Annotated in this window: 23 protein-coding genes and 1 tRNA gene; 17 read left to right on the forward strand and 7 right to left on the reverse strand. The window is 70.9% G+C overall.

Translation table 11 applies throughout. The features are described from left to right. The first annotated feature begins 27 nt into the window (after positions 1–27). The 5 genes from recO to FCN18_RS26430 are packed head-to-tail and all read left to right on the forward strand — an operon-like array spanning position 28 to position 3,803. A complete protein-coding gene (recO, locus tag FCN18_RS26410; protein WP_112268332.1) occupies positions 28–891 on the forward strand; it encodes a DNA repair protein RecO in 864 nt (287 codons plus the stop codon). Next, complete coding sequence (locus FCN18_RS26415; RefSeq protein WP_199542686.1) at positions 824–1,660, forward strand: isoprenyl transferase; 837 nt, start codon at positions 824–826, stop codon at positions 1,658–1,660. The genes recO and FCN18_RS26415 overlap by 68 nt, the downstream gene beginning before the upstream one ends. Next, positions 1,657–2,073, forward strand: coding sequence for a hypothetical protein (locus tag FCN18_RS26420; RefSeq protein ID WP_112268173.1), 417 nt, complete (start codon positions 1,657–1,659; stop codon positions 2,071–2,073). Before FCN18_RS26415 ends, FCN18_RS26420 begins: the two co-directional genes overlap by 4 nt. Beyond that, positions 2,074–3,081 carry a permease gene (locus FCN18_RS26425; protein WP_112268171.1) on the forward strand — a complete coding sequence of 336 codons (1,008 nt, stop codon included), beginning with the start codon at positions 2,074–2,076 and terminating at the stop codon, positions 3,079–3,081. It begins immediately after the preceding gene. Beyond that, the gene (locus FCN18_RS26430) at positions 3,078–3,803 is read left to right on the forward strand and encodes a TIGR03943 family putative permease subunit (protein WP_112268169.1); all 726 of its coding nucleotides are present in this window, start codon (positions 3,078–3,080) and stop codon (positions 3,801–3,803) included. Before FCN18_RS26425 ends, FCN18_RS26430 begins: the two co-directional genes overlap by 4 nt. A 72-nt stretch (positions 3,804–3,875) precedes the next feature. Here the strand turns inward: FCN18_RS26430 and FCN18_RS26435 are convergent, their stop codons facing one another. After that, positions 3,876–4,307, reverse strand: coding sequence for a Fur family transcriptional regulator (locus FCN18_RS26435; RefSeq protein WP_112268167.1), 432 nt, complete (start codon positions 4,305–4,307; stop codon positions 3,876–3,878). Then, the gene (locus FCN18_RS26440; RefSeq protein ID WP_112268165.1) at positions 4,304–4,699 is read right to left on the reverse strand and encodes an ArsR/SmtB family transcription factor; all 396 of its coding nucleotides are present in this window, start codon (positions 4,697–4,699) and stop codon (positions 4,304–4,306) included. Before FCN18_RS26440 ends, FCN18_RS26435 begins: the two co-directional genes overlap by 4 nt. 294 nt (positions 4,700–4,993) lie before the next feature. On the opposite strand from FCN18_RS26440, the gene FCN18_RS26445 reads away from it, so the two are divergent. From FCN18_RS26445 to FCN18_RS26480, 8 genes are all read left to right on the forward strand, one after another. Next, positions 4,994–6,028 (forward strand): hypothetical protein, encoded by a 1,035-nt coding sequence (locus FCN18_RS26445; RefSeq protein ID WP_137096377.1) that lies wholly within the window; start codon positions 4,994–4,996, stop codon positions 6,026–6,028. A gap of 2 nt (positions 6,029–6,030) precedes the next feature. Beyond that, positions 6,031–6,693: a class F sortase gene (locus FCN18_RS26450; protein ID WP_137096378.1), complete on the forward strand. Its 663-nt coding sequence runs from the start codon at positions 6,031–6,033 to the stop codon at positions 6,691–6,693. Between the two features lie 90 nt (positions 6,694–6,783). Beyond that, positions 6,784–8,172, forward strand: coding sequence for a glycine--tRNA ligase (locus FCN18_RS26455; protein ID WP_112268161.1), 1,389 nt, complete (start codon positions 6,784–6,786; stop codon positions 8,170–8,172). A 7-nt stretch (positions 8,173–8,179) separates the two neighbouring features. Continuing rightward, a complete protein-coding gene (locus tag FCN18_RS26460; protein ID WP_137096379.1) occupies positions 8,180–8,821 on the forward strand; it encodes a YdcF family protein in 642 nt (213 codons plus the stop codon). Between the two features lie 18 nt (positions 8,822–8,839). Beyond that, positions 8,840–10,117 carry a deoxyguanosinetriphosphate triphosphohydrolase gene (locus FCN18_RS26465; protein ID WP_137096380.1) on the forward strand — a complete coding sequence of 426 codons (1,278 nt, stop codon included), beginning with the start codon at positions 8,840–8,842 and terminating at the stop codon, positions 10,115–10,117. Positions 10,118–10,145: 28 nt separating this feature from the next. Next, on the forward strand, positions 10,146–11,258 hold the full coding sequence (locus tag FCN18_RS26470) for a serpin family protein (RefSeq protein WP_112268158.1): 1,113 nt from the start codon (positions 10,146–10,148) through the stop codon (positions 11,256–11,258). Positions 11,259–11,272: 14 nt separating this feature from the next. Beyond that, positions 11,273–13,042 carry a glycosyl transferase gene (locus FCN18_RS26475; RefSeq protein WP_137096426.1) on the forward strand — a complete coding sequence of 590 codons (1,770 nt, stop codon included), beginning with the start codon at positions 11,273–11,275 and terminating at the stop codon, positions 13,040–13,042. Positions 13,043–13,091: 49 nt separating this feature from the next. Further along, the gene (locus tag FCN18_RS26480; RefSeq protein WP_112268157.1) at positions 13,092–13,673 is read left to right on the forward strand and encodes a carboxymuconolactone decarboxylase family protein; all 582 of its coding nucleotides are present in this window, start codon (positions 13,092–13,094) and stop codon (positions 13,671–13,673) included. Here FCN18_RS26480 and FCN18_RS26485 read toward each other — a convergent pair. After that, on the reverse strand, positions 13,661–14,602 hold the full coding sequence (locus FCN18_RS26485) for a sigma-70 family RNA polymerase sigma factor (RefSeq protein ID WP_112268156.1): 942 nt from the start codon (positions 14,600–14,602) through the stop codon (positions 13,661–13,663). The genes FCN18_RS26480 and FCN18_RS26485 overlap by 13 nt on opposite strands. 9 nt (positions 14,603–14,611) lie before the next feature. On the opposite strand from FCN18_RS26485, the gene dnaG reads away from it, so the two are divergent. Genes dnaG through FCN18_RS26500 form a run of 3 tightly spaced genes read left to right on the forward strand, consistent with a single transcriptional unit; the run spans position 14,612 to position 17,863 of the window. Continuing rightward, positions 14,612–16,552 (forward strand): DNA primase, encoded by a 1,941-nt coding sequence (dnaG, locus tag FCN18_RS26490; protein WP_112268155.1) that lies wholly within the window; start codon positions 14,612–14,614, stop codon positions 16,550–16,552. Beyond that, positions 16,552–17,073 carry a hypothetical protein gene (locus tag FCN18_RS26495; protein WP_112268154.1) on the forward strand — a complete coding sequence of 174 codons (522 nt, stop codon included), beginning with the start codon at positions 16,552–16,554 and terminating at the stop codon, positions 17,071–17,073. The genes dnaG and FCN18_RS26495 overlap by 1 nt, the downstream gene beginning before the upstream one ends. A 25-nt stretch (positions 17,074–17,098) precedes the next feature. Further along, a complete protein-coding gene (locus tag FCN18_RS26500; protein WP_137096381.1) occupies positions 17,099–17,863 on the forward strand; it encodes a trans-aconitate 2-methyltransferase in 765 nt (254 codons plus the stop codon). Positions 17,864–17,896: 33 nt separating this feature from the next. On the opposite strand, the gene FCN18_RS26505 is transcribed toward FCN18_RS26500, so the two are convergent. Continuing rightward, positions 17,897–18,148 carry a hypothetical protein gene (locus tag FCN18_RS26505; RefSeq protein ID WP_112268150.1) on the reverse strand — a complete coding sequence of 84 codons (252 nt, stop codon included), beginning with the start codon at positions 18,146–18,148 and terminating at the stop codon, positions 17,897–17,899. 160 nt (positions 18,149–18,308) lie between these two features. On the opposite strand from FCN18_RS26505, the gene FCN18_RS26510 reads away from it, so the two are divergent. Further along, a tRNA-Asn gene (locus FCN18_RS26510) sits at positions 18,309–18,381 on the forward strand. 57 nt (positions 18,382–18,438) lie between these two features. Here the strand turns inward: FCN18_RS26510 and FCN18_RS26515 are convergent. Genes FCN18_RS26515 through FCN18_RS26525 form a run of 3 tightly spaced genes read right to left on the reverse strand, consistent with a single transcriptional unit; the run spans position 18,439 to position 21,282 of the window. After that, a complete protein-coding gene (locus FCN18_RS26515) occupies positions 18,439–19,599 on the reverse strand; it encodes a tyrosine-type recombinase/integrase (RefSeq protein WP_137096382.1) in 1,161 nt (386 codons plus the stop codon). Further along, positions 19,599–19,778: a helix-turn-helix domain-containing protein gene (locus FCN18_RS26520; RefSeq protein WP_137096383.1), complete on the reverse strand. Its 180-nt coding sequence runs from the start codon at positions 19,776–19,778 to the stop codon at positions 19,599–19,601. The genes FCN18_RS26515 and FCN18_RS26520 overlap by 1 nt, the downstream gene beginning before the upstream one ends. A 19-nt stretch (positions 19,779–19,797) precedes the next feature. Continuing rightward, positions 19,798–21,282 (reverse strand): replication initiator, encoded by a 1,485-nt coding sequence (locus tag FCN18_RS26525; RefSeq protein WP_137096384.1) that lies wholly within the window; start codon positions 21,280–21,282, stop codon positions 19,798–19,800. Positions 21,283–21,388 lie beyond the last annotated feature (106 nt).

The following is a 21,388-nucleotide window of genomic DNA, read 5'->3' on the forward strand; positions in this document are numbered from 1 at the left end:
TCACTGCTGACGTGGGACCATGGACACGTGAGTCTGTATCGGGACACCGGTGTGGTGCTGCGGTTGCACAAGCTCGGAGAGGCCGACCGCATCGTCACCATGCTCACCCGGCGGCACGGCAAGGTCCGCGCGGTCGCCAAGGGCGTACGGCGCACCACGTCCCGCTTCGGGGCCCGGCTGGAGCCGTTCAACCACGTCGACACGCAGTTCTACACGGGCCGCACGCTCGATGTGATCACGCAGGTCGAGACGGTCGACGCGTTCGCGCTGCCGATCGTCGGCGACTACCCGCGCTACACCTCGGCCGTCGCGATCACCGAGACCGCCGACCGGCTCAGTGCGGAGGAGGGCGAGCCTGCGCTGAAGCTGTACCTGCTGGTCACGGGCGCGCTGCGGGCGCTGGCCGACGGGCAGCGCGACGCGTCGCTGGTGCTCGACGCGTTCTTCCTGCGCGCGATGGCGTTCGCGGGCTGGGAGCCCGCCATCACCGAGTGCGCCCGCTGCGGCGAGCCCGGCCCGCACACCGCGTTCAACGTCCAGGCGGGCGGCTCCCTGTGCGGTCGCTGCCGCACGCCGGGTTCGGTGCACCCCGCGCCCGAGGTGCTGGTGCTGCTCGCGGCGCTGCTGCACGGCAACTGGCCCGTCGCCGAGGAGACCACGGCCGGCGTGCGGCGCGACGCGAGTGGACTGGTCGCGGCGCACCTGCAGTGGCATCTGGAGCGGCAGCTGCGCTCCCTGCCCTTCGTCGAACGCCGTGCCCGCGAGGCCCCGATCACCGGCGCGTTAGGGTCGGACGCGATGTCCGGCGACACGGAGGTGACAGGTGCGGCGCAGGGGACGCGAGGAGGCGGCGTCACTGAGGGCGTCGCAGGGGGCGGTGCGGGCGCCTGACCCGCACCCTTCCGGCGAGCGTCCGCCGCGGATCCCGGCCGAGCTGGTACCGAACCACGTCGCGCTGGTGATGGACGGCAACGGCCGGTGGGCCAACCAGCGCGGGCTGCCCCGCATCGAGGGGCACAAGCGCGGCGAGGCCGTCATGATCGACGTGGCGAGCGGTGCCGTCGAGCTCGGCGTCAAATGGCTGTCGGTGTACGCCTTCTCCACCGAGAACTGGAAGCGCAGCCCCGACGAGGTGCGTTTCCTCATGGGCTTCAACCGCGACACCATCCGCCGCCAGGTCGACTACCTCGGCTCGATCGGAGTGCGGATCCGCTGGGCGGGGCGTACGCCCAGGTTGTGGCGCAGCGTGATCAAGGAGCTGCAGGCGGCCGAGGAGAAGACCAGGCACAACACGCTGCTCAACATGACCATGTGCGTCAACTACGGCGGCAGGGCCGAGATCGGCGACGCCGCGCGGCGGATCGCGCAGCTCGCCGTGGAGGGCAAGATCAACCCCGACAAGGTGGACGAGCGCACGCTCGCGAAGTACCTGTACCAGCCGGAGATGCCCGACGTGGACCTGTTCCTGCGGCCCTCCGGGGAGCTGCGGACGTCGAACTTCATGCTGTGGCAGTCGGCCTACGCCGAGTTCGTCTTCCAGGACACCCTCTTCCCCGACTTCGACCGCCGCAAGCTCTGGGAGGCGTGCCTCGAGTACGCCAAGCGCGACCGCCGCTTCGGCGGGGCGGTCGACGCCGCGGCGAAGGAGGCTCACTCATGACATCGGAGGCCGCCGACACGGCGGAGCTGCTCACCGCCGCCAAGCGGGCGCTGGAGCGCTACCTCGAGGTCAAGGTCGACGACGACGGCACACTGACGTTCTCGCACTCCGACGTGCCGTGCGTGGTGCAGGCGATGCGGCTGGCCGACGGGCTCGCCGTACTCAGCATGACGTGCGTGGTGGGCTGGGACCTGCCCGACGACCCCGGCCTCGCCGTCGCGGTCGCCGAACGCGCGGGCCAGGGGCTTTTCGGCACGCTGGGGCTGGTGCACTCGGAACGCGGCATGGACCTCACGCTGCGTTACGCCTTCCCCGCGCAGGGGCTCGACGTCGCACCGCTCGGGACGTTGCTGATGCTCGTGGTGTCCACCGCGTCGCAGGTGCGCTCCGAGCTCCTCGGCACGGGAGCGTGAGTGGGTAGCCGCACGCAGGCGCGGAACGGCTTCGGGCGCCTGCGGATCACCTCCGTCGAGGTGCTCTGCGTGGTGCTGGTCGTGGCGATCCTCGGCCAGTCGTGGCTGCGGTCGGTGCTCGACGTGCCCGCGCTGCGGACCGGCGCGACGGTGTTCGTCGCGGTGTGTGTGCAGGCGCTGCCGTTCCTGGTGCTCGGCGTGCTCATCAGCGGCGCGATCGCGGCATTCGTCCCGGCTCGTGTGCTGCGGAGGGTGCTGCCACGCAGGGACAGCGCCGCGGTGGGCGTGGCCGGGCTCTCCGGTGTCGCGCTCGCCGGCTGCGAGTGCGCGTCCGTGCCGGTGGCGCGCAGGCTCATCGGACAGGGCGTCGCCCCGGCGGCGGCGCTGACGTTCCTGCTCGCCGCGCCCGCCGTGAACCCGGTGGTGGTCGTCTCCACGGCGGTGGCGTTCCCCGGCGAGCCCGGCATGGTGCTCGCGCGGTTCGTCGGCTCGCTGTTCACCGCGATGATCATGGGCTGGCTGTGGATCCGCTGGGGCAAGCTCGAGTGGATCGCCGAGCGCGCGCTGCGCAGGCTCCCCGAGGTCGAGGGCAGGGACCGGTGGAAGGTCTTCGCCGAGACGGCTCGGGCCGACCTGGTGGAGGCGGGCGGGTTCCTCGTGCTCGGCGCGCTGGTGTCGGCCGCGCTCGGCGTGCTGGTGCCGGGGGAGTGGTTCGGGGTGCTCGGCGACCAGCTGGTGCTGGGGATCCTGGTGATGGCGGTGCTGGCCGTGGTGCTGTCGCTGTGCAGTGAGGCGGACGCGTTCGTGGCGGCGTCGCTCTCGGCACTGCCGCTGCTGCCGAGACTGGTGTTCCTGGTGGTGGGGCCCGCCATCGACCTGAAGCTGTTCGCGCTGCAGGCAGGGACGTTCGGCAGGCCCTTCGCGCTGCGGTTCGCGCCGGTGACGTTCGTCGTGGCGATCCTGTGCGCGGTCGGGGCGGGGCTGCTCTTCCTCGGGGGTGCGCGATGAGGCGGGAGACGCAGAACATCCTTTTGCTGCTGCTCGGCGGGGCGCTGCTCAAGATCGCCATCACGGGCGACTACCTGCGCTACGTCAAGCCCGCGCACCAGCCGTGGCTGCTCGCCGGCGGCGCGGTGACCGTGGCGCTCGGGGCGGTCGCGATCGTGCGCGACGTGCTCGCCGCGCGCAGGCGGGCCGTCGAGGAGCCGGGACACGAGCACCACCACCCGGCGCGCTCGGCGTGGCTTCTGATGGTGCCGGTGCTCGCGGTGTTCCTGGTGGCGCCGCCGGCGCTCGGCTCGGACTCGGTGACGCGCACGCGTGGCGGCACGGCCGAGGGCTTCGCACCCGCCGGGCCTGGCGCGAGCTTCCCCCCGCTGCCGCAGGGAGACCCGCTGCCCCTGACCGTCACCGACTTCGTCAGCAGGGCCGGCTGGGACGAGGCGCGGTCGGTCGACGGGCGCACGGTGTCGCTCACGGGCTTCGTGGTGCACGACGAGCGAGAGACGTTGCTGGCGCGGCTGGTGATCGGCTGCTGCGCCGCGGACGCCTACCCGGTGCGGGTGCGCCTCGACGGCGGCCACGCGGCCGCCCTGCCTGCCGACACGTGGGTGCGGGTGACGGGGAAGGTGGTGCCGGGGCTGAACACGGCCGACAGCGGCTACATCCCCGCGCTGACGGTCGGAACCCTCCAGGAGGTCCCCGCCCCGAAGGACCCGTACGAGTACTAGCCGCGGCTGTCCGCAGTGAAGGCCACCTTCACTGCGTTCAACGCAGTGAAGGTGGCCTTCACTGCAGTCGGGTCAGGCGCCGTTGCGCTGGGCGCAGGTGGAGCAGGTGCCGACGATCTCGATGGTGTGGCTGATGTCGGAGAAGCCGTTGCCCGCGGCGATCTTCTCGGCCCACCGCTCGACCGCGGGGCCCTCGACCTCGACGGTGAACCCGCAGCGGCGGCACACGAGGTGATGGTGGTGGTGCTCGGAGCAGCGGCGGTAGAGCGCCTCGCCGGAGTCGGTGCGCAGCACGTCGATCTCGTCGGCCTCCGACAGCGACTGCAGCGTGCGGTACACCGTGGTCAGCCCGATGCCCTCGCCGCGCCTGCGCAGCTCGTCGTAGAGTTCCTGCGCCGAGCGGAAGTCGTCGATCTCGGCCAGCAGCTCGACCACCGCGGCACGCTGCTTCGTCGCCCTGCGCCCCGGCATCGGCGCGCGGCCGCGAGTCGCCGATGAGCTCATGCCTGACCCTCCTCCTGCACGTGGGCGACGGCGTCGACCACGATATGCGCCAGGTGATCGTCCACCAGCCGGTAGACGACCTCCCGGCCACGTCGTTCACCATTTACCACACCCGCGGCCTTGAGCACCCGTAGGTGCTGGCTGATCAGCGGCTGGGCGACGTGCAGAGCGTCGACGAGCTCGTGCACGCACCGGTCGGCGGCGCGCAGCTGCAGCACGATCGCGATCCGGACCGGTGCGGCGAGCGCGCGCAGCAGCTCACCGGCGTCGGCGAGCGTCGCCGCGGGCAGTGGCGGCGGGGCGGGCTGGTTCTCCCTCGACGGCGAGTGTTCGTGCGACTCGGCGCCGCCGGGAAGGCCCGAGGGAGCCGCGTTCGAACTCACCGTCGACATGTGCTCTCCAGCCTTGGTCGTCACGGGTGGCCAGCGGATGCATACCATCCTAGGCCGTGTCTTCCGGTCCTCTGCCGGGCGAGCGGGGACAGAGTGGTGCCTCGCGGGGCGGCGGAAGGCCCGCACTGGACCGTACTTGCGTCTTCCGACACGTGACCTGATGCGCTGGCGCGGGTGACCCGGGCCTCATGATCGACTACTCCGATCGAGTGACTTGGGTGCCGGTCCGCCCGATTCGACCGGGTTCGTGGGCAAAGGTGAATCGCCGTCGCGTTGACCTGGCTGAGGGGAAGCATGAGTCGTTTCGTCACCAAGCTGGCTGTCTGTGGTGCCGTGGTGGCCGCGTTCGCGGCAGTGCCCGGTCTGGCACAGGCGCAGGAAAGAGCCGTCGACGAGAACACGGGACCGGTCGCGTTCGCCAACGTCGCCGCCGTGCGGATCGGCGAGGACGGCGGGTCCGTGATCAGCGAGACACAGCGCTCGCCGCTGTTGCCCGGCACGTCCCGGCTCGCGCAGAGCCGCTCCGCGCTACCCGGATCCGACGGAGAGCGCGAGGCCGTGGGCCCGCACTACCTGCTGCATCTCGGCACGTTCGCCGACGGCGAGAGCCCCTTCCCCGACGGCGTCGCCAGCCGGGAGCACGACGTCACGGCGACGCTGAAGGACACCACCGTGCCCACCGCCACCGCCGAGGCCAACTACGCGTTGCGCGACCTCGCCTCCGGCACCACCGTCGTGGCGTTCGAGGACGCCAGGAGCACCGTCGAGTGCGCCGCGCCGGACGCGCTCACCGCCGAGACCACCACCGGCCGCCTGTGGGTGCTCGGCGAGGAGCGGGCGGCGCCCACGGGAGACGAGCCGCTGCGGATCGAGAACCTGCCCTTCGGTCCGCCGGTCGAGGTCGAGGGAGCCGACCCGGAGCAGACGGTCTCCGACATCACGATCGGCAAGGTGACGTCGTTCGACCAGCTCGTCCGCCAGGACCAGTGGCGCTCCGGCCCGGTCACCACCGCCGCGGGCTGGCGGCTGGAGATCGTCACGCACGTGCGCGACGCCGACGGCGCCGACCTTCGCGACGTGACCACCCGCTTCGTGCTGGGCGGCGTCAGCTGCTCGCTGCCGGAGGCCTTCACGCCGGTGACGTCGGACCCCGGTGAGGACCGCGCGGACCCCGTGGTGCCGGTGAAGATCCCCGCCGGGGCACAGGTGAACACGGGTGCGGGCGAGCCGTTCGGCTGGGCGCTCGTGGGCGGCGGGGTCGTGCTCGGCGCCGCCGCGCTGCTGCTGGCCAGAGGCCGCAGGCCCGCCACCGCCCGCGCGGAGGAGTAGCCGTGCCGCGAAGAGGCCTCGCCGCGGCGCTCGGGCTGCTCGCCGTCGCGGCCGTCGTGGCGGGCACGCTCGTGCTGACCAACGGTGGCGGGCCCGCCGCCGCACCGCCGCCGCCGGTGGTCACCACCACGCACGGCCCGCCGCCGTCGAGCACGACGACGCCCTCGAGCACCGAGCTGCGGCCCGAGGCGGTGCCCCTGCGCCATACCCCGGCGGCGCAGCGGCCCGGCACGGTGCGGCTGCCCGAGGGCGGCACGGCGACGCTCGTGCGCCGCGAGGTGACCCCTGACGGCACGCTGCCGATCCCGGACGGGCTTCAGGAGGCGACCTGGTGGGGTGCCGAGCTCGGTGCCGGGCGCGGCGTCGCCCTGCTGTCCGGGCACGTCAACTGGGCGGGCCGGACGGGGCCGTTCGAGCAGCTGTGGCGCTCGCACGCGGGCCAGGACGTGACGGTCGTGGACGCGGGCGGCGGCAAGTGGGTCTACCGCGTCACCGACGTGCTGACGCTGCACAAGGACGACCTGCCCGCGCACGCGCCCCGGCTCTTCGCGCAGGACGGCCCGCACCGGCTCGTGCTGGTCACGTGCGGTGGCGACTACGTGGGCGGCACCGACGGTTACGAGGACAACCGGATCGTCGTCGCGGAGCTCGTCACCCGTCCGTGAACGGTCCATCCCCGGGGACGTGCGGTGCGACACGCGGGCTACGCTGGTAGCTCACTGTCATAGCCGATTCCGCATGCCCCGGAGCGTTGAGTGCCCGCCAACACCATCGAGACCGTCGTCAATCTGTGCAAGCGTCGTGGCTTCGTCTTCCCCTCCGGGGAGATCTACGGCGGTACCCGGTCGGCGTGGGACTACGGACCGCTCGGTGTGGAGCTCAAGGAGAACATCAAGCGCCAGTGGTGGAAGACCATGGTGCAGAACCGGGACGACGTCGTCGGCCTGGACTCCTCGGTGATCCTGCCGCGCCAGGTCTGGGTGGCCTCTGGCCACGTCAACGCGTTCCACGACCCGCTCGTCGAGTGCCTGTCGTGCCACCGCCGGTTCCGGTCGGACCAGCTGGCCGAGGAGTACGCCGAGCGCACGGGCACGCCGGTGAACGAGGACGACCTCTCCGAGGTGCCGTGCCCCAACTGCGGCAACCGCGGCCAGTACACCGAGCCGCGTGAGTTCAACATGATGCTCAAGACCTTCCTCGGTCCGGTGGAGTCCGAGGAGGGCCTGCACTACCTGCGCCCGGAGACCGCGCAGGGCATCTTCGTGAACTTCCTGAACGTGCAGACCACCTCGCGCAAGAAGCCGCCGTTCGGCATCGGCCAGATCGGCAAGTCCTTCCGCAACGAGATCACGCCGGGCAACTTCATCTTCCGCACGCGCGAGTTCGAGCAGATGGAGATGGAGTTCTTCGTCGAGCCGGGCGAGGACGAGAAGTGGCACCAGTACTGGATCGACCTGCGCATGGACTGGTACGCCGACCTCGGCATCGCGCGGGAGAACCTGCGGACCTACGAGCACCCCAAGGAAAAGCTCTCCCACTACGCCAAGCGCACGGTGGACATCGAGTACCGGTTCCAGTTCTCGGCAGGCCAGGAGTGGGGTGAGCTTGAGGGCATCGCCAACCGCACCGACTTCGACCTCACCACGCACTCCAACCACTCCGGTGTGGATCTGTCCTATTTCGACCAGGCGTCCGGCCAGCGGTACCGCCCGTTCGTCATCGAGCCGGCGGCGGGTGTGGGCAGGCCGATGATGGCGTTCCTGCTCGACGCCTACACCGAGGACGAGGTGCCCAACGCCAAGGGCGGCGTGGACAAGCGGACCGTGCTCAAGCTCGACCCGCGCCTCGCGCCGTTCAAGGTCGCGGTGCTGCCGCTGTCGCGCAACGCCGACCTCACCCCGAAGGCCCGCGACATCGCCGCGATGCTGCGCAAGCACTGGAACGTCGACTTCGACGACGCTCAGTCGATCGGCAAGCGTTACCGCCGCCAGGAGGAGATCGGCACGCCGTTCTGCGTGACGGTCGACTTCGACTCGCTGGACGACCAGGCCGTCACCGTCCGCGAGCGGGACTCGATGGCGCAGGAGCGGATCGCGATCGACAAGCTGGAGTCCTACCTGGCCGCGCGTCTCATCGGCTGCTGAGGCGCCCATGACCTCCCACGTGTCGGCGGCGAGCTGGATCCGGAGGGCGGTCCTCGGTGTCGTGCTCGTGGCGCTGCTCGTGCTCGGCGGGACCGCGTTCCGGGTCTGGTACGTGGCGCGTGCCGACGACCGGCCCCAGGTCGACGCGATCGTCGTGCTCGGTGCGGCGCAGTACAACGGCGTGCCCTCGAAGATCTTCGAGGCCAGGCTGTCCCACGCCAAGGACCTGTACGACGAGGGCGTCGCCGGGCACATCGTCACCTCCGGCGGCAACCGGGAGGGCGACGCCTACACCGAGGCGGAGGCCGGGGCGAACTGGCTCGTGGAGAACGGTGTGCCGAGCGCGAGCACGATCGCGGTGGGGGAGGGCAGCGACACGCTGCGTTCCCTGCAGGCCGTGGCCGACGCGATCCACGCCAGGGGCTGGAGCACGGTGGTGATCGTGAGCGACCCGTGGCACTCGCTGCGCGCGGGCACGATGGCCGAGGACGTGGGGCTGGAGGCGTTCACGTCGCCGACCCACACGGGCCCCATCGTGCAGACCCGCGAGACGCAGGCCCGCTACATCTTCCGCGAGACCGGGGCGCTGCTGTACTACCGGTTGTCGAAGAACCCTGCGGACAACATCGGCGGCACCGGCCTGCGGTAACGCATAAAGTGGCGTTCGATGAACGCCGTCTACAGCGAGCACGACCGCGAGCGCAGGCACGCCGAGCCGCCGAAACGGGCCGCGCTGCCCGGCGCCCGCGGTGACGGGCGCAGCCCGTTCGCGCGCGACCGGGCCAGGGTGCTGCACTCGGCCGCCCTGCGCAGGCTCGCCGGGAAGACGCAGGTCGTCGGGCCGGGGGAGGGCGCCGAGGTCAGCGGTGTCCCGCGCACGCGGCTGACCCACTCGCTCGAGGTCGCCCAGATCGGCAGGGGCATCGCCGCCGAGCTGGGCGCCGATCCCGACCTGGTCGACACCGCGGGCCTCGCCCACGACATCGGGCACCCGCCGTTCGGGCACAACGGCGAGCAGGCGCTCAACGAGGCGGCCCTGGCGTGCGGCGGCTTCGAGGGCAACGCGCAGACGTTGCGCATCCTCACCCGGCTCGAGCCGAAGGTGCTCGGCGACGGTGACGAGGCCGCGGGGCTCAACCTCACGCGCGCGTGCCTCGACGCGGCCACGAAGTACCCATGGCCGCGCGAGGAGGGCACGGCGAAGTTCGGCGTGTACGCCGACGACCTCGACGTCTTCCGCTGGATGCGCGAGGGCGTACCCGGGCGGAGCACGTGCCTCGAGGCGCAGATCATGGACTGGGCCGACGACGTGGCGTACTCGGTGCACGACGTGGAGGACGGCGTGCTCGCGGGCCGCATCTCACTGAGCGTGCTCGCGGACGCCGAGGAGCGGACCGCCGTGGCCGAGCTCGCGGCCAGGCACTTCACGAGCAGTTCGGTGTCCATTGTGGAGCGTGCGGCGAAGGAGCTGCTGAACCTGCCGGTGGTGGCGGCGCTCGCGGCGAACGGCTACGACTCGTCGCTGTCCGCGCAGGTCGCGCTCAAGCGGCTCACCAGCGAACTGGTGGGCCGCTTCGCCTCCGCCGCCGTCACCGGGACCCGCGATGCCCACGGTGACGGGCCGCTGCGGCGCTACGAGGCGCGGCTGGCAGTGCCGGAACAGGTCGGCGCCGAGGTGGCGCTGCTCAAGGCGCTCGCGTTGCGCTACGTGATGAGCGACCGGCGCAGGCTGGCCATGCAGGAGGGCCAGCGGCAGCTGCTCGTGGAGCTGGTCGACGTGGTGGCCCGGCGCGCTCCCGAGTCGCTCGACCCGATCTTCCTGCCCGCGTGGGAGGCGGCCGGGGACGACGCGGCGAAGCTGCGCGTGGTGATCGACCAGCTCGCCTCGCTCACCGACGCGCAGGCCCACGCGTGGCACGCGTGGCACACGGGGCGGCACAGTTAGCTCACAGTAAGGGCGGTAACTTCGAAGGATGTCCGTCACCGGCCAGGAACGCGCACACCTCCGCTTCGCACTCGCGGTGCACCGTGCCGCCGCCGGAGCCGGGAACGCCTGCTACTCGCCGTACTCCGCCGCGAGCGCACTCGGGCTGGTGACCAGCGCGGCGCGCGGCGTCACCGCCGAGGAGGCCGCCGCGCTGCTCGCCGGGTCGGTCGAGGGCGCCGCGGAACAGGCCGGGATGCTGCGCGAGGCCGCGGAGCTGACGCCGAGGGCGGGGCAGGAGGAGCCCGTGCTCGAGGTGTCCAACACGCTGTGGGCGTGGGACGGGCTGGCGCTCAAGCGCGACTTCCTCACCGAGCTGGCGAGCTGGCCGTCGGGCGGGGTCGCGGGCGCGCCGTTCGTCGAGGACCCCGAGGCCGCCCGCGCCGCGATCAACGCCGACGTCGCGAAGGCGACCCGCGAGCTGATCCCCGAGCTGCTGCCGCAGGGCACGGTGGGAGAGGACACCGTCGCGACCCTCGTCAACGCTCTGTATCTGCGCGTGGCCTGGACCTACCCGTTCCGGGAGGCGGAGACCGCCGACTCGGACTTCCACGCGCCGTCGGGCACCCGCCGCGTGCCCATGATGCGCCAGTCCGAGCGGCTCTCCTACGCCGAGCGCCACGGCTGGCGACTCGTGTCGCTGCCCGCGGTCGGTGACGTGGAGGCCGTGGTGCTGCTGCCGGACGGCGAGCTCGCCGAGCAGGAGTCCACGATGGACGAGGACCTGCTCGCGGATCTGCTGTCCGCCAAGCGCGGGGCCATGGTGAACCTGTCGCTGCCGCGGCTGTCGCTGGACGTGCGCACCGGGCTCAAGCCCGTGCTGCGCTCGCTCGGCGTGCACACCATGTTCACGCCGGAGGCCGACTTCGGCGGGCTCACCGACGATCCGCGGCTGCTCGTGTCGGACGTGCTGCATCAGGCCGTGCTGAGGCTCGACGAGGCCGGACTCGAGGGAGCCGCCGCCACCGCGGTGGCGATGCGGCTGGTCTCGATGCCGGTCGGCGAGCCGGTGACGGTCACGGTGGACCGCCCGTTCCTTCTCCTCGTCCGGCACAGCGGCACCGGGGCCGTCTACTTCCTGGCCCGGGTCGTCGAGCCGTGACGGCGGCCGCCGACATGCGGTCGCCGGCCGCCGAGGTCCCACGCGTCCGGTGGCCGTACCGGGGGCGGATCGCCGACATCGCGGTGCTGTCGGCGTACGTGCTGGCCGCGTTCCTCGTCTACCGTCCACTGTGGATGAACCTGGGCAGCGGGTACCTCAGCAGCAGCGTGCAGGACCAGAACATGTGGGAGTGGTTCTTCGCGGTCACGGCCCGTTCCGTGCTGCACCTGGAGAATCCGCTCTTCTCGGACTTCCAGAACTACCCGCTCGGCGTGAACCTCATGGCCAACACGGCCATGCTCGGCGTCGGCATCCCGCTCACACCCGTGACCGTACTGTTCGGGCCCACCACCACATGGGCGCTGACCCTGACCGGCGGCCTCGCCGCGACGGCCGGGGCCTGGTACTGGGTGCTCTCCCGGCACGTCGTCGACACCCGCGCCGGCGCGGCGATCGGAGCCGCGTTCTGCGCGTTCGCCCCGTCGATCATCTCCCACGCCAACGCGCACCCGAACTTCGTCGTGCTGTTCCTGCTGCCCTTCATCGTGCTGCGGCTGCTCAAGCTCGCCCGCGGGGAACGGCCCGTGCGCAACGGCGTGCTGCTCGGACTGCTCGTGACCTACCAGGTGTTCCTCGGCGAGGAGCCGCTGCTGATCGCGGCCACCACGATGGCGGTGTTCGCGATCGTCTACGCGCTGTCGCGGCCCGAGGAGGCCCTCGCCATGGCGAGGCCGCTTGGCGCCGGGATCCTCGTCGGCGCGGGAGTGACGTTCGCGCTCGTGGCGTTCCCGCTGTGGTGGCAGTTCGCGGGCCCGCAGAGCTACGGCAGCATCGAGCACGGCCTGCTGGGCAACGACGCGGCGGCGTTCACGTCGTTCGCCACCGAGTCGCTGGCCGGGGACGCGGAGACGGCCGAGAAGCTCTCGCTCAACCGCACCGAGGAGAACGCCTTCTTCGGCTGGCCGCTGGTGCTGCTGCTCACCGCGGTGACCATCGCGCTGTGGCGCGTGGCGGCCGCGAGGGCGCTCGCGGTGGCGATGTTCGCGCTCGCGTGGATCTCGATGGGTGTGCTGCTCGTCGTGGACGGCGAACCCACGTCGATCCCCGGCCCCTGGATGCTGCTGTTCGACCTGCCGCTGTACGAGTCGGTGCTGGAGTCGCGGTTCGCGCTGGGCGCCGTGGTCCCGGCGGGGATCCTGCTCGCCATGGCCACCGAGCGGGTGCTGCGGCTGAACCTCGCGCCCGACTGGGGCCATGCCGCGCGCATCGGCTGGTTCGGCGCGCTCGCGTTCGCGCTCGTGCCGATCGCCCCCACCGAGCTGCGCGTGCACGAGCGCGACCCGGTGCCGCAGTTCTTCGCCGACGGCACCTGGCGCCAGTACGTGGAGCCCGGCGGTTCGGTGGTCGTGGTGCCGCTGCCCGACACCGGTGACGCCGAGGCCCTGCACTGGCAGGTGAAGGCCGGTTTCGGCTTCCCGCTGGCCGAGGGCTACTTCGTCGGCCCCTCGGCCGACGGCCGCGGCACCTACGGCGCCGTGCGTCGCCCGGTGTCGGAGCTGCTCGAACAGGTCGCCGACACCGGCGTGGCGCCGGCCATCTCGCCGGCGGGCAAGCGGCAGGCGGCGGCGGACCTGCGGTACTGGGAAGCCGATGTCGTGGTGCTGCCCATGGCGGCCGACCAGGCCGACGCCCTGCGCACCACGGTCGACCGGTTGCTGGACCAGGACGCCCGCCCGGTCGGCGGCATGTGGGTGTGGGACGTCCGCGCTGTCACACCCGGCTGAGCTGTCTCGTCCAGCTGGTGACCCCGTCAGTCACCACAGGAGGAGACCGATGCCCCGCATTTCCGGAGTGCCCACCAAGGACGCCGGCCTGCTCGTCCGGTTGAGCTACCGCTTCGCCCGCAAACGTTTCGGCGCCGTGCCCGAGCCGATCACCGTCAGCGCCCACCACCGTCCGCTGCTGTGGACGTACGCGGTGCACGAGCTGATGGCGGAGAAGGCGTCGCGCTCGCTGCCGGTCACCGTGCGTGAGCTGGCCGTCTACCGCACGGCCGTGCGGCTCGGCTGCTCGTGGTGCGTCGACTTCGGCACGATGCTGCAGAAGCACAAGGGGCTCGACATCGACCGCCTCAAGGAGATCGACGACTACGCGACGTCACCCAAGTTCACCCACCAGGAGCGGCTCGCGCTCGCCTACGCCGACGCGATGACCGACAGCCCGGTGAGCGTCACCGACGAGCAGGTGGCGGAGCTGGAGCGGGAGTTCGGCCACAAGGGCGTCGTCGAGCTCACCTACCAGATCGGCCTCGAGAACATGCGGGCCAGGATCAACAGCGCCCTGGACATCACCGACCAGGGCTTCACCTCGGGCGACGCCTGCCGGGTCCCGGTGCCCGCCGATCAGCCCTCCTGACCGGCGACGCGTCCCGCCCGCTCCAGCTTGTCAGGGTTGGCCTGGTCGTAGATCGTGACGACCTTGCCGTCGCGGACCGAGAACGTCTGCACGTGCGCGTCGAGGTCGCGGTAGCCCTCGCCGGGCGCGGGCGGGACGTACACGCCGAGGTCGCCGTTGACCAGCACCGGCCGCGCGCTGTTGAACGCGCCGGGCTTGTAGACCTGCAGGAGGCCCTGGAGGAAGCGCATGATCTTCTCGGCGCCGACCATGATCCGGCGGGTGGTTCTGGCCTTGCCGTTGGAGTCGCCGATGAGCACCACGTCGGGGTGCAGCACCTCGGCCACGGCGTGCACGTCGCCGCTCATGACGGCCGTCAGGAAGCGCTCCAGGATCTCGCGCTGCTCGTCCAGGCTCTCGCGGGACGGCGGGTCGGCGTCGGCCAGCGCCCGCCGTCCGCGCGAGGCGTACTGACGAGCGGTGTCGGGCGAGACGCCGAGGATGTCCGCGATCTCGGAGAACGGCACCGAGAAGGCGTCGTGGAGCACGAACGCGACGCGCTGCTCGGGCCTGAGCTTGTCCAGCACCACCATCGCGGCCATGCGCACGCCGTCGTCGCGCACGACGGTCTCCAGCGGATCCTCGCTGGCCGGGGCGCCCAGCGGGGTGACGATCGGCTCGGGCAGCCACTCGCCGACGTACTGCTCCCTGCGCGCGGTGGCCGAGCGCAGCCGGTCGAGGCAGATGCGCCCCACGACCGTCGTGAGCCACGCCCGCAACTCGTGGATCTCGTCCTGTTTCTCCCGCGGCAGCGCGCTGAGCCGCAGCCACGCCTCCTGCACGGCGTCCTCGGAGTCGGCGAGCGAGCCGGTGAGCCGGTAGGCCACCGCGATCAGGTGGGAGCGGTGCGCGGAGAACTTCTCGGCGAGTGCGTTCCCGGTGACGGTCATAGGCCGAGTATGGCCGAAGACCTCCGTGTCGCGGAGGACACTAGAGTGGGTCCCGTGGCGGGAAGGATCCGGGAGAGCGACATCGCGCAGGTGCGCGAGCGCAGTCGGATCGACGACGTCGTCGGCGAGTACGTCGCGCTGCGCCGCGCGGGCGGCGGCGCGCTGAAGGGCCTCTGCCCCTTCCACGAGGAGAAGACGCCGTCGTTCAACGTGCGCCCCACACACGGCACGTTCCACTGCTTCGGCTGTGGTGAGGGCGGCGACGTCATCAAGTTCATCATGCAGATCGAGCACCTCGGCTTCGTCGAGTCGGTCGAGCGGCTCGCCGACCGAATCGGTCTGCGGCTGACGTACGAGGGCGGCGGGGGCAGCGTCAAGCGCGACCGCGGCACCCGCCTCCGCATGGTCGAGGCGCACAAGGCCGCGCAGGCGTACTACGCCGAGCAACTGGCCACGCCCGAGGCCCAGGCGGCGAGGGAGTTCCTCACCGAGCGCGGGTTCGACCAGGCCGCCGCGGCGAAGTTCGGCTGCGGCTTCGCGCCGGGCGGCTGGGACCGCCTGACCAAGCACCTGCTGAACAACGGCTTCGAGCTGGCCGAGCTCTACAAGGCGCAGATCTCGAAGGAGGGCAGGCAGGGCCCGATGGACCGGTTCCATCGCAGGCTCGTGTGGCCGATCAAGGATCGCGGCGGCGACATCGTCGGCTTCGGCGCGCGGCGCATCTTCGACGACGACCCGATCCAGGCCAAGTACCTCAACACCAGCGAGAGCCCGATCTACAAGAAGTCGCAGGTGCTGTTCGGCCTCGACCTCGCCAAGCGGGAGATCGCCAGGCGGCACCAGGTCGTGGTGGTCGAGGGCTACACCGACGTGATGGCCATGCACGAGGCCGGGGTGCCCACCGCCGTGGCGTCGTCGGGTACCGCGTTCGGCGAGGACCACATGCGGGTGCTGCGGCAGCTGATGATGGACGACGACGCCTTCCGTGGCGAGGTGATCTTCACCTTCGACGGCGACGAGGCGGGGCAGAAGGCGGCGCTCAAGGCGTTCGAGGGCGACCAGACCTTCGCCGGGCAGACCTACATCGCGGTGGCCCCCGATGGTATGGACCCGTGTGAGCTGCGGCTGGCCAAGGGCGACGCGGCCGTGCGCGACCTGGTGGCGCGCCGGATCCCGCTGTTCGAGTTCGCGATCCGCAGCCTGCTCGCCGAGTACGACCTCGACTCCGTGGACGGCCAGGTGTCGGCCCTGCAGCGGACCGTTCCACTCGTGGCCCAGATCAAGGACCGCGCCAAGCGGGACGGCTACGCCACGAAGCTCGCGTGGTGGGTCGGCTGGCAGGACGAGGCCATGGTCGTGCGCCGTGTGCGCGAGAGCACCGGCGTGCCGGTGAAGCTCAACGGCCGCAGGCCGGCGGCCCGCAACGGGTCCGCGCCGGAGGCCGGTGGCAATGACATCGAGCGGCCCGATCCCCGCGACCCCGGGCTGCGCGCTCAGCGCGAGGTGCTCAAGGCGGCGCTGCAGGAGCCCGCGCTGGCCGGGCCCGCCTACGACACGCTGCCGGAGGACGCCTTCACCCACCCGGCGTACGTGGCCGTGCACCGCGCCGTGCTGGCGGCGGGCGGCACCGCGTCGGGGCTGACCGGTCCCGCGCTGATCGACGCCGCCTCCCAGCACGCTCCACAAGGGACGGTGAGCTCGCTGCTCTCCGAGCTCGCGGTGGAGCCGATGCAGGCGCGGGGAGAAGCCGACGTCCGGTACGTGTCGGTCATGCTGGCCGCCGTGCAGGAGAACCTCGTGGGCAGGCAGATCGGGGAGCTGAAGTCCAAGCTGCAGCGTCTGTCGCCGGTGGACGCCGCGGACGACTACCGCGCGCTGTTCGGTGACCTCGTGGCGCTCGAGCAGTACCGGAAGGCGCTGCGTGAGCAGGCCGTGGGCGGGCTGGACTGATGGGCCTGCTCAGCCGCCTCTTCGGCGAGCCGCTGCCGGAGCCGTTGCGAGTGTCGCTCGCCGAGGACGAGCACGTGCTCGCGGTCGCGCCCACCGGCGCCGGCGGGCACGTCGCCGTGACGGCGCTTGGGCTGTGGCTGCCCGAGGGCGCCGGCGTGCGGCGGGTTGGCTGGCACCTGATCAGCAAGGCCGTCTGGAAGGGCGACGCGCTGACGGTGACGGAGGCCGACGAGGCGCGGACCGCGGGCCGGGCCGTGCTGCTGGCCGACCGCGAACCGGTGCGGCACGTCCTGCCGAAGCCGGGCAAGATCCCGCAGCTCGTGCGTCGGCGCGTCGAAGGCTCCATCCGCCAGCGCTACCGCAAGGAGCTGGACGGTGGCGGTGCGTGGTTCGTGGTGCGCAAGGTGCCCGGATCCGACACATCCGTGCTCCAGGTGCGGCCCGATCCGGGTGCGGACACCGATGTGCTGGCGAGCATCGCGGAGGAGGCCGCCGCGAAGCTCGCGGGCGGAGCGCCTTAACAGTACGCTCGTACTGGGAGGCGATATGTGGGATCCGGCGAAGTACCTCGACTACGGCGACCTCCGCGCGCGGCCGTTCTTCGAGCTGGTGGCCCGCGTGGAAGCGGAGGCCCCGCGCAGGGTCGTCGACCTCGGCTGCGGCCCGGGCAACCTGACGGTGACGCTCGCGCGGCGCTGGCCGGACGCGGTGGTGGAGGCGATCGACAGCTCTCCGGAGATGGTCGCCGCGGCCCGTGAGGCCGGCGTGGCCGCCCGCGAGGGTGACGTGAACGAGTGGACGCCGAGGCCCGACACGGACGTCGTCGTGACCAACGCCGTGCTGCAGTGGGTTCCCGAGCACCGGGAGCTGCTGCGGCGGTGGGTCGGGGAGCTGCCGTCGGGCGCGTGGCTGGCGATGCAGGTGCCCGGCAACATGAGCGCCCCGTCGCACACGCTCACCAGGCGGCTCGCGGCGAGCCCGGAGTGGGCGGAGCGGCTGGAGGGCGTGGTGCTGCGCGAGGACGACGCCGTGGACACCCCGCAGCAGTACGCGGATCTGTTCGCCGATCTGGGCTGCGCGGTCGACGCGTGGGAGACCACCTACAACCAGCCGTTGACCGGCGAGAACGCGGTGCTGGAGTGGATCAGCGGGACCGCGCTGCGGCCGGTGAGGGCAGCGCTGCCGGACGCGGACTGGGAGGCCTTCCGGGCGCAGCTGGCGCCGCTGCTGGAGGAGGCCTACCCGCCGCGTGTGGACGGGACGACGTGGTTTCCGTTCCGCCGGGTGTTCGCCGTCGCGCGGGTGCCCTAGGCGGAGCGCCGGCCGGTCCGGCGCTCCACCGGGTCAGGCCTGGCTGGCGTTGGGCTCCGTCGCGTACTGCCCGTTCGCACCCTGCGGGGTGTGTGACCGGTGGCCGAAGGGCAGCTTGTCACCGACCTTCTCGCCGACCTTGGCCCTGGCGACGCCCGCGGCGCCCTGCACGGCGGGATGGTCGGCGATCTTGCGGTAGGTCCGCACGATCTGTTCGTATCGCGCACGCCCGGCACGGGCGCCCAGGACGTACCCCACGGCTGCGCCAAGCAGGAACGTCTTCATCTCTCGATGCCTCCTCGTCGCTGTCGACCTGGTGGTTCATTGTCCCGCAGCCAGGCGCGGAACGCTCGTGGCGTGTGGTGTGGGGGTGGTGCGAGGCGGTGATCGAGCATGGGCTAAAGTGTTAACCCGTTGGCCGGAGCGATCCAGCCGACGACAGCGATCCCCTGTAGCTCAATTGGCAGAGCATTCGGCTGTTAACCGAAGGGTTGTTGGTTCGAGTCCAACCGGGGGAGCAGCAAGAACAAGGCCTCCAAGATCATTGGAGGCCCTTTCTGCATCCACGGTTGACATCAGTTGTTGTCGGCCAGCCGGTTCATCCGCTCGGCCATCTCCCGCTTCGCCTCGTCGAGGACGTGCCCGTAGATGTTCGCGGTCGTGGTGATGGAGGCATGGCCGAGCTGGTCCATGACCTCACGGATCGTAGCCCCGTCCAGCAGGAGCAGCGTCGCGCACGTGTGGCGCAGATCATGGACCCTGCTCCGGTCGATCTTGGCCCGCCGCAACAGCCGGTCGAGCATCGTATTCACGTTCCTCGGCTCCACCACGCGCCCGGTCCGGGTCACGAACACCAGGTCGTCCGGCTGACCCAGCGCGAGGTTGAGTGAATCGCTCATCCGCTCGGCCGTGTCCTGCCGGTGTACTTTGAGCGCGGCCAGGCACACGGCTGGCAGGAAGAGCGTGCGCCGCGAACGTTCGGTCTTCGGCTCGCCGAACACCAACCTCCCGCGGACCCGTTGCACCGTCCGCCGCACGCGGAACTCGCCGGTGACCAAGTTGATGTCCGACCACGCCAGCCCGAGCACTTCGCCCTTGCGCAACCCGGTCATGATCAGGATGAGCCACAAGGCGTGGAGCCAGTGTTTGGCGATGTGCTTGATGAACCTCCGCGCGTCCGCGCCAGACATGGGCTCGACCTCGTAGTGGTCTCTCGTCGGTGCCTTGACGAGCTTGGCGACGTTGCGCCCGATCAATTCTTCCCGCACGGCGTTCGCCAACGCGCTGCGCAGGACCTCGAAGATGTTCTGCACGTACCGCGCCGACAGGGGCTTGTCGTGCACGGTTTTCCTCTTGCGCAGCTTGCCGAGCATCGTCCGTACGTCGGCCGGGGTGAGTGCGTTGAGCTTGCGAGAACCGATCAGCGGCTTGAGGAACCGGCGGATCACCACCTCGTAACCGGAATAGGTCGACTCGCCACGCTCCACCCGGACGACGTTCTCCAGCCAGTACTCCAGATAGTCCGACAGCGTCATCGCCGAGTAGATCGACGGTACGCCCTTGCGGTTGTTGTCGAGCAGTTCGATGCGCTTGTCGTTCACCTCATCCCAGGTCTTGCCGTAGACGTACTTCCGTTGCCGGGTACCGTCCACCGCCAGCACGTAGACCGCCGCCTGGTAGCGGCCGTCCTTGCGCTGCACGATGGTGCCCATCCCGTTCGCCGCCCGCCCGGCCATCAGGCAGCGTCCTGCGTGAGCGATCGCACGTAGGCGTCCACGGCATCCCGCGGAACACGCCGAGCGCCGAAGACCTTGACCGACTGGAGCAGTCCCAGCCGAATCAGGTCGTAGACGCGCGTGCGGCCGATCCCGAGCAGGCGGGCGGCTTCTTCCACACGGAGCAAAACGGGTTCCACTGGTCACTTCCTTTCTAGGTCAGTTGGTGTTCAGCGATTCCTCGATCTCTTGCCGCGCAATGAGTTTTCGCTCGCGGGCCCTGGCTGCGGCGGTGTTGGCCAACGCGGCGTCGCCGATGGTGCGCCAGCCCACGCCGTCGAACAGCCAGGTCAACGTGACGGCGGCGTCGTCGCCGGTGAGGTCGAGGTCGGCTGGCGTGTGGCCGGGATGCTCGGGCGGTTCGCCGCGTTGGTAGGCCTTCCGCACGGCCCGGAGCGCGGTGAGGGTGGTGGAGTAGCGGCGGCTCTTGGTGGAGAAGTGGCCGCCGAAGCCCAGCATGTGGGCCCATTTCTGGAGCTTGCCCCAGCTCTCGGCCCAGTCCTCTCGTACGGCCTTCGTATCGCGGTAGAAGGGCCGTTGCCCGAGTTGCCAGCAGGCGGTGAGCTGGCGGGCCTGGTGGGTGTCCTGCTCGGCGTAGAAGGCGGCTGACGCGGCGGTGAGGCGGCGGGAGACGTGCCCTGCCTGCTCGGTGGCCTTGGTGGCGTATTTGGCCAAATAGGCGGCCACGGCGGTGGTGGTGAGTGTTCCGCGGTCGTCGCAGTCGGTGGGTGTGAGCCGGACGGGGCGGATGTCGACCTGCCGGCCCCAGCGGATGACCCAGCCGAGCCGGTTCTTGGGGTGCGGGGCGGTGGTGAACCGGGTGACGGTCGCAGCGTGTTCGAGGTAGCTGCGCAGCAACTCCGGGGTGATCGAAAGGTCCGGCGCGATGATTCTATCGCGGTCGTCAGGGTTGTAGCCGTCCACACGCACCAGCGCGTGGAAATGCACCACCCCGCGCCGTTGGTATTCGGCGACTTTGGCGTAGGAGAGCCGCACCTTCACGCCGCGCTCGGTGGCCGCCTGGCGCAGTTTGCGGTTCAGGGTGATGGTGGTGCGCCGCCACAGTTCCCCGGCGTGGAAGTTCCACACGGCTTGGTGTTGGTAGTCGTAGCAGTCCCTGCAGATCGCCTCACCGAGGCGCGGGTCGTCCTCAGTGTGCCGCTGGAGGCAGATGACCTGCCGTCCGTGTTGGCAGACGGTGCCGAGCCTGCGAGCCCGGCAGGGCCGCACACGGCCATTGGAACCGACCACCCGGGTGTGCACCGGGCCGAAGGCCGGGGCGGTGAGGGTGACGAAGAAGCAGGGATGCTCGGTCACGGTGTCGGGGACGCCCTTGCCGCCGACCAGCCCGGCCTTGACGAGTTGGTAGGTGTCGGCGCGGTAGGTCTCGGCGCAGGCGGGGCACACCGAAGCGCGGCGGTTCTTGCACGCGACGTACATGACTCCATCGGGCATGTCGTCGGTGACCCGCTCGATTTCGGCGGGGCCGTGGTCGTTGTGCCAGGTGGCGGTCAGGCGCAGTCGCACGGGGTTCGAGCAGGCGGCGGCGGACGGGGCCCTATTTGGGCTGAACCCTGCCGTAGCTAGTTCGTGTGTGCGTGCGACCGCCTGGCGAGAGTGAGCTTTTGCAGCAGCGCGGGAGATCTACGACCGATCAAGGCACACGGCTAATTGGGCGATCGTTGAAGCAGGGGCTGGACTATCAGGGCATCCTTCTGTTATCGGTAAAGAATGATCAATGCTGCGGCCG

The sequence above is a fragment of the Prauserella endophytica genome, from assembly GCF_005146945.1.
Taxonomy (GTDB): Bacteria; Actinomycetota; Actinomycetes; order Mycobacteriales; family Pseudonocardiaceae; genus Prauserella_A; species Prauserella_A endophytica.